This window comes from Paracoccus onubensis (genome assembly GCF_003591515.1).
In the GTDB taxonomy this organism is placed as follows: domain Bacteria; phylum Pseudomonadota; class Alphaproteobacteria; order Rhodobacterales; family Rhodobacteraceae; genus Paracoccus; species Paracoccus onubensis.
Window position 1 is genome coordinate 13,760 of record NZ_QZCG01000006.1, and the last position, 12,294, is coordinate 26,053.

11 protein-coding genes are annotated in these 12,294 nt (G+C 59.7%); 8 read left to right on the forward strand and 3 right to left on the reverse strand.

Annotated elements, in window-relative coordinates; genetic code table 11:
- Positions 1-3: 3 nt before the first annotated feature.
- Both D3P04_RS09560 and D3P04_RS09565 read right to left on the reverse strand, forming a co-directional pair.
- Positions 4-681 (reverse strand): P-loop NTPase family protein, encoded by a 678-nt coding sequence (locus tag D3P04_RS09560; protein WP_232844956.1) that lies wholly within the window; start codon positions 679-681, stop codon positions 4-6.
- A gap of 18 nt (positions 682-699) precedes the next feature.
- Entirely contained in the window at positions 700-1,896 is a 1,197-nt protein-coding gene (locus tag D3P04_RS09565) for an AI-2E family transporter (protein ID WP_119748269.1), read from the reverse strand.
- A gap of 148 nt (positions 1,897-2,044) precedes the next feature.
- Here D3P04_RS09565 and proS point away from each other — a divergent pair, with 148 nt between their 5' ends.
- The 8 genes from proS to guaA all read left to right on the forward strand — a co-directional run bounded on the left by proS (position 2,045) and on the right by guaA (position 11,517).
- On the forward strand, positions 2,045-3,394 hold the full coding sequence (gene proS / locus D3P04_RS09570) for a proline--tRNA ligase (protein WP_119748271.1): 1,350 nt from the start codon (positions 2,045-2,047) through the stop codon (positions 3,392-3,394).
- A gap of 21 nt (positions 3,395-3,415) precedes the next feature.
- Positions 3,416-4,417, forward strand: a complete 1,002-nt coding sequence (locus D3P04_RS09575) for an SRPBCC family protein (RefSeq protein WP_119748273.1) — start codon at positions 3,416-3,418, stop codon at positions 4,415-4,417.
- A gap of 123 nt (positions 4,418-4,540) precedes the next feature.
- A complete protein-coding gene (locus D3P04_RS09580; protein ID WP_119748275.1) occupies positions 4,541-5,725 on the forward strand; it encodes an ABC transporter substrate-binding protein in 1,185 nt (394 codons plus the stop codon).
- Positions 5,726-5,839: 114 nt separating this feature from the next.
- Positions 5,840-6,625: an ABC transporter ATP-binding protein gene (locus tag D3P04_RS09585; RefSeq protein WP_119748277.1), complete on the forward strand. Its 786-nt coding sequence runs from the start codon at positions 5,840-5,842 to the stop codon at positions 6,623-6,625.
- Between the two features lie 145 nt (positions 6,626-6,770).
- Complete coding sequence (locus tag D3P04_RS09590; RefSeq protein ID WP_119748279.1) at positions 6,771-7,475, forward strand: ABC transporter ATP-binding protein; 705 nt, start codon at positions 6,771-6,773, stop codon at positions 7,473-7,475.
- Positions 7,476-7,478: 3 nt separating this feature from the next.
- Positions 7,479-8,486, forward strand: coding sequence for a branched-chain amino acid ABC transporter permease (locus D3P04_RS09595; RefSeq protein ID WP_119748281.1), 1,008 nt, complete (start codon positions 7,479-7,481; stop codon positions 8,484-8,486).
- 14 nt (positions 8,487-8,500) lie between these two features.
- A complete protein-coding gene (locus tag D3P04_RS09600) occupies positions 8,501-9,844 on the forward strand; it encodes a branched-chain amino acid ABC transporter permease (protein ID WP_119748283.1) in 1,344 nt (447 codons plus the stop codon).
- 113 nt (positions 9,845-9,957) lie between these two features.
- Positions 9,958-11,517: a glutamine-hydrolyzing GMP synthase gene (gene guaA / locus D3P04_RS09605; RefSeq protein WP_119748285.1), complete on the forward strand. Its 1,560-nt coding sequence runs from the start codon at positions 9,958-9,960 to the stop codon at positions 11,515-11,517.
- 48 nt (positions 11,518-11,565) lie between these two features.
- Here guaA and trmB read toward each other — a convergent pair whose 3' ends face one another.
- Positions 11,566-12,282 (reverse strand): tRNA (guanine(46)-N(7))-methyltransferase TrmB, encoded by a 717-nt coding sequence (gene trmB / locus D3P04_RS09610; RefSeq protein WP_119748286.1) that lies wholly within the window; start codon positions 12,280-12,282, stop codon positions 11,566-11,568.
- Positions 12,283-12,294 lie beyond the last annotated feature (12 nt).

Genomic DNA, 12,294 nt, shown 5'->3' on the forward strand with positions numbered 1-12,294 from the left:
GCATCATGCGTCAGCGACGGTCAGCTTGTCCAGCAGATCCGCGGCGATCTTGCGGGTCACAGGTCCCTTGCGCGCAAGCGCCATCCGATCCATCCCGGACACCAGCCGCCGCGCCAGCCCCATATCCCGATCCATGCGCAATACCAGCCAGTCGATCAGTCCGGCGGATACCGCCAATTGCCGGTCGGCGAACAGCTTGACCAGAACGGCGGCCAGCAATGCCTCATCCGGCGGACCGAGTCTGACCTGCGCAACCGCATCCATGCGAGAGCGCAGATCGGGCAGCACCAGCCCCCAGTCCCGCGGAGCGCTTCGCGCGGTCATCAGTAACAGGCAATCTCGCGCTCCGCAGAGATTCCACAGATGAAACAGCGCCTGTTCGGCCCCTGCCGCATAGCCGGAATGATCCGCATCCTCGACCACCAGCGCACCGCCTTCGGCCACCAGACGATCGGTGCTTTCGGGGTTCAACACGGCCGCAGATACCTTGCGCGCACCATTCTCGGCCGCCCAAAAGGCCACCATATGCGATTTACCCGAGCCCTCCGGCCCGATCAGCAGCATACGCCCCTGTGGCCAGTCCCGCGGGGCATCCAATGCTGAAAGCGCAGTCTCATTTGCTGCCGACGGCAGAAAATCTGCCCGGGAAAATGCCGGCGGCGTGGTCAGATCCAAAGTCAATTGCCGGGGCAAATCCTGTCAGCCTTTTTCCGTCTTGTCGTCCTGATGCTCCAGGATTGCGATCTCTTCCGCTTCTTCGCGCAGATAAGCCGCATGCAATTCGGCCTTCAGCGAACCACGGGGCGCAAGCTCCACACGCAAAGGCAATTCCGGCTCGGGTGGCGCCGCCTGCCCGGTGTAAAGCGGGCTTTCAAGATATCGCTCGGTCAGGAACCTCGCCAGCACGCCCACCGCCGCCGCCAGCGGGACCGCCAATACCAGCCCGACAAACCCAAACAGCGCGCCAAAGACTGACAGGGCCAGCAACAGCCAGACCGGATGCAGGCCGACATGGCCGCCGACGATCTTGGGCTGCAGATAATTACCCTCGACAATCTGGCCGATGGCAAAGATCACCACGACCGCGCCAATCCACAGCGGCTCGCCCCAGAAATTGAACAGCGCCACACCGATGGCCGTCGCTCCACCCACCAGAACGCCGACATAGGGAACGAAAGACAGCACCGCGGCCATGATACCGATAAAGAATCCGAAAGGCAGTCCCACAAGAGCAAGCGCAATGGAATACCATGTCCCAAGGATCAGGATCACCAGCCCTTGTCCGCGCAGAAATCCCGACAGGGCGTCGTCGATCTCGCCCGCCAATCGCCGGATCGAGGGCGCATGCTCGCGCGGCAGCAAACCGTCAATCCGCGTGACCATCCTGTCCCAGTCCAGCAGCAGATAGAATGTCACCACCGGCACGATCACAAGCAGCGCCAGCACCCCGAAGACACCGCGAACCGAGCCAAGCAGCGTGCCCGCGACCTTGCCCAGTTGCTCACCCATGCTCTTGCCCAGATCGCTGATCGCCGAACCGATCGTGCCGCCCTCGGGCACCAGTTCGGGAAAATGCGCCGAGACGAAGGCCCGCGCCTGATCCAGCATCTGGGGTGCGGTTTCGATCAGCGAGGCAGCCTGACGCAGCAAAACCGGCACGATCAGCAGGAACACCGCGGCAAGAAGCAGCACCGCACCCGCCGTGATGACCACCACGGACATGGTTCGCGACAGCCCGATCCGCTGCAGCCTGTCTGCGATCGGGTCCAGCATATAGGCGATGCCCGCACCCAGAAGGAACGGCAGGATCGCCTGTCCCAGCAGCCACATGGCAAGAAATAGCGCCAAAGCAGCCACGCCCCACCAGATCGCCTGTTTCCGTACCGGCACGCTCATTGCGTCTCTCCGCCTGATTTGTCCGGGATGAATGTGGAGGGCTTGGCGGGCGGTTGCAAGGTCGACCCGAGTTGCTTATGCACATCTCCTTGGCAAGCCCCGGACGATCCGCTAACCCTCGCGGAACCGATTACAGAGGATCCCGCCCATGCGTCTGAGCCGTTATTTTCTTCCCGTTCTGAAAGAAGACCCCAAAGAGGCCCAGATCGTCAGTCACCGCCTGATGCTGCGCGCCGGGATGATCCGCCAGCAGGCGGCGGGAATTTATTCATGGCTTCCGCTTGGATACAAGGTTCTGCGCCGGATCGAACAGATCGTGCACGAGGAACAGCAGCGCGTCGGGCATATCCCGCTTCTGATGCCCACGCTTCAATCCGCCGATCTGTGGCGCGAAAGCGGCCGCTATGACGATTACGGCGAAGAGATGTTGCGGATTCGCGACCGTCACAAGCGCGATCTTCTTTACGGTCCCACCAATGAGGAGATGATCACCGATATTTTCCGCAGCCATGTCGGCAGCTACAAGGATCTGCCGCTGACCCTTTATCATATCCAGTGGAAATTCCGTGACGAAATCCGCCCCCGTTTCGGCGTGATGCGCGGCCGCGAATTCCTGATGAAGGACGGCTATAATTTCGACCTGACCAAGGAAGACGCGCTGCACGCCTATAACCGTCATCTGGTGAGCTATTTGCGCACCTATGAACGGATGGGCCTTCAGGCGATCCCGATGCGGGCGGATGGCGGACCCATCGGCGGAGACCATACGCACGAATTTCTGGTGCTGGCCGAGACGGGCGAATCCGAGGTCTATTACGACAGCGAGATCACCGATCTGAAATTCGGGAACCGGCGGATCGACCATGACAGCCATGCCGAATGCCAGGCGGTCATGGAAGAATTCACCAGCCGCTACGCCCGCACCGACGAAACCCATGACGAGACCCTGTTCCAGCAGCTTCCCGAAGACCGCCGCCGCGTGGCGCGCGGGATCGAGGTCGGGCAGATCTTCTATTTCGGCACCAAATATTCCGAACCGATGGGCGCCACCGTGGTCGCGCCCGATGGCAGCCGCGTGCCGGTTCACATGGGCAGCCACGGTATCGGCGTCAGCCGCCTTCTCGGCGCGATCATCGAGGCCAGCCATGACGAGCGCGGGATCATCTGGCCCGAAGGCGTGACGCCATTCCATGTCGGAATCGTCAATCTGAAACAGGGCGACAATTCCACCGACAGCGCCTGCGAAGCGCTTTATGCCGAACTTCGCGCACAGGGGCTTGATCCGCTTTATGATGACCGGGACGAACGGGCGGGCGCGAAATTCGCCACAATGGACCTGATCGGACTGCCCTGGCGGATCACTGTGGGGCCGCGAGGACTGGCGAATAACAAGGTCGAACTGACCAACCGCCGCAGCGGCGAAACCGAAGAACTGCCGCCCAATGACGCCGTCGCGCGGATTGCTGCGATTTATGAGCCCGTGTTGAACGCAGGCTGACGGCGGGAAAAGGCCGTGACAATGCCGGATTCGGGTCTTTCCGTTCCTGTCAGGAAACGCCTTGCGCTGGCGGTTATCGCAGCCCTGCTTTATGGTCTGATCCTTTATCTGATGATCTGGGTCGGAATGGGTATCGATGAAATGATCCTGCCCGTCATCAGCGGGCTGATCCTGATGCCCATGGCCATCGCCAGCATCGCCAAGATCCTTGCCGATCCGCGAGGCGCAGAGCCAATCGGCGGTCACATTCTGGTCGGTCTGGGCATCATCATGGTGCTGGTGATCATCAGCATGGCATTCTTTGGGGAAGGCGGCATCTGCGCAGTGATGGCAGCGCCGTTCCTTGCCGCCGGATCCGTGCTCGGCACGATACTGACTCATAACCTTCTGCGCTGGTACAATGCGCGCAAAACCACGGTTTTCATGATCGCGCTGCCTTTGCTGGTCCTGCCGCTTGAACCTCACCTGAGCCATGCCGATCATTACGGCTCGGTCACAAGCGTGGTCGAGATAGAGGCCCCGCCCGCCACGGTATGGCGGCACACGGTCGAGATCCCCGGAATTGCCCGCGATGAACTGCCATTCAGCATCAGCCATGACATCATCGGCGTTCCGCGCCCGGAAAATGCGGCGCTTGAAGGTTCAGGCCCCGGCGCTGTGCGGCATCTCCGCTGGAGCGAGGGCGTGCGTTTTCAAGAAATCGTGACCGCATGGGAGCAGGATCGCTATCTGGCATGGGATTTCCGTTTCGATCAGGACGCCATTCCCGCCTCGGTCGAGGGGCATATCGACATCGACAGCCCCTATCTCGGGATTTCGAACGGCAATTACACGCTGGAACCGCTTCCCGGCGGGCGCACCCGGCTGACCCTGACGACGGAATACAGGATCGCCACCCCGATCAACGCCTATTGCGACTGGTGGGGACAGGTTTTCCTTGGCGATTTCCACAGCGCCGTTCTGCAGGTTATCAAGCACCGCTCCGAAACCGACGCCGCGCAGGACAGCGGCAGGCCGATATGAGGAATCGGCGGTCGAATCATACGGTATCCGGACCTCAGCCGGGCTGGGAATAGCCACTTTCCTTTTATTCGCGGGCCTTCTAACCTGCTCTTCAGGGCAATGTTCCAACCGGGAGACTTAACTATGAAAAAACTTCTTATCGCGACTGCCGTGACCGCCCTTTCAGCGGGTATGGTCAGTGCCGAGGAAATCAAGCTGGGGACTTCGCTGGGCTTCACCGGACCGCTGGAATCCATGGCTCCGGACATGCAGAAAGGTGCCGAACTGGCCGTTAAGGAAATCAGTGATTCCGGCAAGTTTCTGGACGGTTCGACCGTATCTCTCGTTCAGGGCGATTCGACCTGCGCCGATGCCGCCGCCGCAACCGCCACGGTCGAGCGTCTGATTACCGCAGAAGGCGTAAAAGGGATCATCGGCGGAATGTGTTCCGGCGAAGCGATTGCCTCGCTTGAAAATGTCGCCGTGCCTAATGGCATCGTGATGATCTCTCCTTCGGCAACCTCTCCCGCGCTTTCCACGATCGAGGATAATGGCCTGTTCTTCCGCACGTCGCCGTCGGATGCCCGGCAGGGCGAGGTGATGGCCGATATCATCATGGAGAAGGGCATCGAGAACGTCGCCGTAACCTATACCAATAACGATTACGGCAAAGGTCTGGCGGAAAGCTTCGAGGCCGCTTTCACGGAAAAAGGCGGCACGATCACCACCAATTCCGCGCATGAGGATGGCAAGGCCGATTACTCGGCCGAGGTCGCCGCATTGTCCGCCGCCGGTGGTGATGCGCTGGTCGTGGCGGGTTATGTCGATCAGGGCGGTTCGGGCGTGGTGCGTGCCGCGTTGGATACCGGCGCGTTCGATACATTCGTGTTCCCGGACGGCATGGTCGGTCAGGCGCTGGTCGATAATTTCGGCGAAGAAATCGAAGGCAGCTTCGGACAGAACCCTGCCGCCGAGGGCGAAGGTCGCGATATCTATGTCAAAATGGCCGAAGAGGCCGGATATGATGGCACCGGCGCCTTCTCGGCTGAATCCTATGACGCCGCAGCGCTGATTCTGCTGGGCATGGCAGCGGCAGGCTCCAGCGATCCGGCGGAATACAAGGAAAAGATCATGGATATCGCCAATGAGCCGGGCGAAAAGATCCTCCCCGGAGAATTGGGCAAGGCGCTCGACATCTTGAGCGAAGGCGGTGATATCGATTATGTCGGCGCGACTTCGGTCGAATTCGTCGAGCCGGGCGAATCCGCCGGCATCTATCGCGAAGTTTCCTTTACCGGCGGCGAAATGGAAGTGGTTGGCTACCGCTAAGACATATCGACGCGATCGGCCCGACGCCCTCCATGCGCCGGGCCGATCAACATTCCAACAACCGCTTATGGCGGAAACTTCACCGTTCAATGTGAAGACGACAGGGAAATATATATGATCAGGGTCGAAGACCTGCACCGTCATTTTGGCGGGTTTCGCGCTGTAGACGGTGCCAGCCTGTCCATCGAGACAGGTTCGATAACCGGGCTGATCGGCCCGAATGGCGCGGGAAAATCTACGCTTTTCAATGTGGTTGCAGGCGTCCTTCCTCCGACTTCGGGGCGCGTCTTCATGGATGATGAGGAGATCACCGGCCTGCCCCCACATGAATTGTTTCATCGCGGATTGCTGCGCACCTTCCAGCTTGCCCATGAATTCGCGTCGATGACCGTGCGCGAAAATCTGATGATGGTCCCCGGCCAGCAAACCGGAGAAACCATCTGGAGCACATGGCTCCGGCGCGGCCAGATCGAGCGGGAGGAACTGGAACTGCGCAAAAAGGCGGATGAGGTCCTGGAATTCCTGACGATCCGGCATCTGGCGCATGAAAGGGCCGGCAACCTGTCCGGCGGGCAGAAAAAACTGCTGGAACTTGGCCGGACGATGATGGTCGATGCCAAGGTCGTCTTTCTCGATGAGGTCGGCGCAGGCGTCAACCGGACGCTCCTTGGCACAATCGGAGATGCGATCGTCCGGCTGAACAAGGAACGGGGCTATACGTTTTGCGTGATCGAGCATGATATGGATTTCATCGCCAAGCTATGCGATCCGGTCATCGTCATGGCGGAAGGCAAGGTCCTCGCCACCGGCGCATCGGATGAAATCATGCAGAACGAAGCGGTAATCGAGGCTTATCTGGGAACTGGCCTCAAGAACCAGGTCAAGGCAGGGACAGGATGAAAAAGCTTGTTCTGCCGACCGCATTTCCGCATGGAAGTCATCGCATTATGGCGCGAACTGCGCATAAGTGGAAAAAATACGAATTCGATCAGCACCTTGCAGATCTGCATTGCAAATCTGTGCAAAGCCTGAAGGCGATAGGCCCATGAATTATCTTTCCGCAACAGATATGCGCGGCGGTTATGGCAAGGCCGATATCCTGCACGGCTGCACCCTGAACGTCGAAAAGGGACAGATCGCGGTGATCGTCGGCCCCAATGGTGCAGGAAAATCCACCGCGATGAAGGCGGTTTTCGGGATGCTGCCGCTGCGCGAGGGTCAGGTGACGCTGGATGGCCAGGACATCACCACCCTGTCCCCACAGGAGCGGGTCAGAAAGGGTATGGGCTTCGTGCCGCAGGTCAATAACGTGTTCCCCTCGATGTCGGTCGAGGAAAATCTTGAAATGGGCGCCTTCATCCGCAACGACGATATCGCCGCAACGATGGACCAGGTCTTCGATCTTTTTCCCGTTCTGAAAGACAAGCGCCGTCAGGCCGCAGGCGAGCTTTCCGGTGGGCAGCGGCAGCAGGTCGCGGTGGGGCGCGCCCTGATGACCCGCCCGCAATTGCTGATGCTGGATGAGCCGACGGCGGGCGTCAGCCCGATCGTCATGGATGAGTTGTTCGACCGCATCATCGAGATCGCACGCACCGGGATCTCGATCCTGATGGTCGAACAGAATGCGCGTCAGGCGCTTGGGATCGCCGATATCGGTTATGTTCTTGTCCAGGGCCAAAACCGTTACACCGACACCGGGCAGGCCCTGCTGGCCGATCCCGAGGTCCGCCGCACATTCCTGGGGGGCTGAAAGATGGATATTCTGAACGCTGTCGTCGCAGTCTTGAATTTCGTCGTCATCCCCGCCACCGCTTACGGAGCGCAGCTTGCGCTTGGGGCGCTTGGCGTGACGCTGATCTACGGCATCCTGCGCTTCTCGAATTTCGCCCATGGGGACACCATGGCCTTTGGCACCGCCGCCACCATTCTGGCGACCTGGGGTCTGCAAGCATTGGGGGTTTCGCTTGGACCGCTGCCCACCGCATTGCTTGCGTTGCCGGTCGGCATCGCGGTTACGGCGCTCGTCGTCCTGGCCACCGACAGAGCGGTCTATCGTTTCTACCGCGTGCAGAAAGCGGTGCCGATCATCTTCGTCATGGCCTCGGTCGGGGTGATGTTCCTGATGAACGGCTTCACCCGCCTGCTGATCGGCGTGGATGAGCACCGCTTCGCGGATGGCGCCAGATTCATCATCAATGTCCGCGATTTCCGCGACATGACGGGATTGTCCGAAGGGCTGGCCTTCAAGACCACGCAGGGATTGTCCATCCTCATGGCGATCATTGTGGTCTGGATATTGTTCTGGTTTCTCAATCGTACCAGATCCGGCAAGGCCATGCGCGCTTTTTCCGATAACGAGGATCTGGCACTGCTGTCCGGTATCGATCCCGAAAAAGTCGTCCGCATGACCTGGATCATCGCGGCGGGGCTGGCGACGATTGCAGGCACCCTTTACGGTCTCGACAAGGCCTTCAAGCCTTTCAATTATTTCCAGATCCTGCTGCCGATCTTTGCCGCTGCCATCGTGGGCGGGCTTGGCAATCCCGTGGGCGCGATCGCCGGAGGCTTCCTTGTCGCCTTTTCCGAGATTGCGATCACCTATCCCTGGCGAAAGATCGCAGGCTACCTGTTCCCCGACTGGCAGCCGGACGGGCTGCTGCAATTGCTGGGAACCGAATATAAATTCGCCGTCAGTTTCGTCATTCTGATCGTGGTGCTGCTGTTCCGCCCAACCGGGCTGTTCCGCGGCAAATCGGTGTAAGAGAGGTTCCGCGCATGTCCACGAACCGTCAGGCAGCCGCAGCCAGTCGCTGGCGCATCCCGGTCCTGTTCGCCATTCTTGCCGTGCTTTTCATTCTTGAGGGCACGGTCAGGAACGGCATGTTCTCGGGAAGCTGGAACACCTCTCTGGCCATTTTGAATATGGGTCTGATTTCGGCGATCACCGCATTGGGCGTCAATATGCAATGGGGCTATGCGGGCTTGTTCAATGTCGGCGTGGTGGGTTTCTTCGCGCTTGGCGGTCTTGCCCCGGTTCTGATCTCCACCGCACCGGTCGAAGGCGCATGGCAGGCGGGCGGGCCGCGTATGCTCATCGCCCTTGCCACCGCCGTCGGCACATTGGCACTGGCATCACTGTTATGGCGGCATATGCCAAGAGGCAAGCTGCGGGGGCTGGCACTGACTGTCCTGCTGATCGCGGGCTTCGTCCTCTATCGCGGGCTTTTCGATCCGGCGGTGACGGCGATTGAATCCAACAATCCCGCGCGTCACGGCAATATCGGCGGATTGGGGCTGCCAGTTCTGCTGTCCTGGCTGGCCGGCGGCATATTCGCGGCCGCCGCGGCATGGGCCGTGGGCAAGGTCGCACTCGGGCTGCGCTCGGATTATCTTGCAATCGCGACACTTGGTATCGGTGAAATCATTATCGCCGTCCTGAAGAACGAAGACTGGCTGGCCCGCGGCGTCAAGAATATCACGGCAATCCCCCGCCCCGTCCCGTTCGAAATTCAGCTGCAACGGAATCCCGAATTCATGGAATTCGCGAATAGCTGGGGCATGGCGGCCTCGACCGCCTCGGGAATATGGGTGAAACTGTGCTATATGCTGCTGTTTCTGGTCGTATTGCTGCTGCTCATCCTGCTTGCCGAACTTGCTCTGAAATCGCCATGGGGCCGCATGATGCGCGCGATCCGTGACAATGAGACCGCGGCCGAGGCCATGGGCAAGGATGTGACCGCCCGGCATCTGCAGGTCTTCATCCTTGGCTCGGCGGTAATCGGTATCGCTGGCGCGATGATGATCACGCTTGACGGTTTGATGGCGCCTGTCGGATATAATCCGCTGCGTTATACATTCCTGATCTGGGTCATGGTGATCGTCGGTGGATCGGGGAATAACTGGGGCGCGGCTTTGGGAGGCGTGCTGATCTGGTTCCTCTGGATCAAGGCCGAGGTCTGGGGACCGGAACTGATCGCGTTCCTGACTGCGCCACTCCCTGCAAGCAGTTTCAAATCGGGCCTGCTTGAAGGTGCCGCGCATATGCGTTTCATCGCTATGGGTCTGGTGCTGTTACTGGTCCTGCGTTTCGCCCCGCGCGGGCTGGTGCCCGAACGATAGGCGCTTCTTCTTCACTGAAATATCCCGGGGAGTCGCCGCAAGGCGACAGGGCAGAACCCCATTTCCCCTGCTGACCACTTGCACCATTCGCCTCCGCCGCTTAAAGCGCATCCATGACCCAGCATCAGTGTCTTCTCATCATCGATTTCGGTTCCCAGGTGACGCAGCTTATTGCCCGCCGCCTGCGTGAGTTGAACATCTATTCCGAAATACGTCCCTTCAATGCGGTCACCGCCGAGACCCTGCAACAGATCGCCCCGAAAGCGGTGATTCTGTCAGGCGGTCCGGCCAGCGTGACTGAGGCCGAGAGCCCCCGTGCCCCTCAGGAAGTATTCGGGCTGGGCGTGCCGGTTTTCGGTATCTGCTACGGCCAGCAGGTGATGATGGAACAGCTTGGCGGTCGCGTCGAAGCCGGTCATCACGCCGAATATGGCCGCGCCTTCATCTCGCCCGCCGCCGGTCATAAAGGCGACGGCATCTTCAACGGTCTGTTCGAAACGGGCCGGGAAGAAGTCTGGATGAGCCATGGTGATCGGGTAACCCAACTGGCCCCGGGTTTCGAGATCATCGGCACATCGCCGAATGCGCCCATGGCGATGATCGCGGATGAAGCCCGCCATTTCTACGCCGTCCAGTTCCACCCCGAGGTGCATCACACCGCCAATGGCCGGAAGATGCTGGAAAACTTCGTGCGTCTGGCCGGATTCACGGGCGACTGGACCATGGCCAGCTATCGCGACGAGGCAATCGCCTTGATCCGCGAGCAGGTCGGCGACCGCAAGGTGATCTGCGGGCTATCGGGCGGTGTGGATTCCTCGGTTGCGGCCGTTCTGATCCATGAGGCAATCGGCGATCAGCTGACCTGCGTCTTCGTCGATCATGGCCTCTTGCGGCTGAACGAGGCGCAGGAAGTCGTCTCGATGTTCCGCGACAACTACAATATCCCGCTGGTTCATGCCGATGAAAGCGAACTATTCCTTGGCGCGCTTGAGGGCATCAGCGATCCCGAGGTCAAGCGCAAGACCATCGGCAAGCTGTTCATCGATGTCTTTCAGAAATATGCGAATGATATCGAAGGGGCCGAGTTTCTCGCGCAGGGCACGCTCTATCCCGACGTGATCGAAAGTGTCTCGTTCAGCGGCGGGCCTTCCGTCACGATCAAATCGCACCATAATGTCGGTGGTTTGCCCGAAAAGATGGGGCTGAAGCTGGTCGAGCCTTTGCGCGCGCTGTTCAAGGATGAGGTTCGCGCTTTGGGCCGGGAACTTGGCCTGCCGGCTTCCTTCATTGGCCGCCATCCCTTCCCGGGCCCCGGTCTGGCCATCCGCTGTCCCGGCGAAATCACCCGTGACAAGCTGGAGATCCTACGCAAGGCGGATGCCGTCTTCATCGACCAGATCCGCAAACATGGGCTCTATGACGAAATCTGGCAGGCTTTCGTCGCCATCCTTCCGGTCCGCACGGTCGGCGTGATGGGCGACGGGCGGACATATGATTATGCCTGCGCCTTGCGGGCTGTGACCTCGGTGGATGGAATGACTGCCGATTACTACCCGTTCAGCCATGAGTTCCTTGGCGAGACCGCGACACGGATCATCAATGAGGTCAAAGGGATAAATCGCTGCACCTATGACATCACCTCGAAGCCACCGGGCACCATCGAGTGGGAGTGAGCGACCTGATGATTTTTCTTTAGGTATTTAAGCAAAGAAGAAGCCGGTCTAACTCTGCCTTCGGAATGTCACATAATGCGGCATACGCCCCTCGCGCAGGGCTTTTTGCTCGTATCTGGTGCTGATCCAGTCATCCCAGGGCCTGTCGGTTTCACTGACAAGATCGAACCCGGCCAGAGGCACCTCTTCCAATGTCTGGCGCACATAATCAGGGATATCGGTCGCAACCCGAAACTCGCCCCCCGGTCGCATGACGCGCGCCAGAGGCAGAAGATGCTCGGGCGTCACGAAACGGCGGCGATGATGGCGCGCCTTGGGCCAGGGATCGGGATATAGCAGGAAACTGCGCGAAATACTTGCATCGGGCAGCACATCCATCAGGTCACGCGCATCGCCCGGATGAACCGAAAGATTACTGACCCCGGCCTGCCGGATCTTGCCCAGCAGCATGGCTACGCCATTGATATATGGCTCGCAGCCGATAATCCCGATCTTCGGATAGCTGGCGGCCATATGCACCATATGCTCTCCGCCACCAAAGCCGATCTCTAACCAGACATCCCGGTCATCTCCGAAAATGGCGCTAAGAGAAATCGGCCTGCGCTCGGGGTTTTCATCGAATGTGATGCCTCGAGGACGTAATTCGCCCAGATCCTCCTGAAGATAGCCCTTCTGACTATGCCGCAGGGTTTTGCCATGCCTCCGGCCATAGAAATTCCGGCGTGGCGGATTCGGATCGAATGCCGATTTTCCAGTCTCGCTCATCGCTTCTTCTTT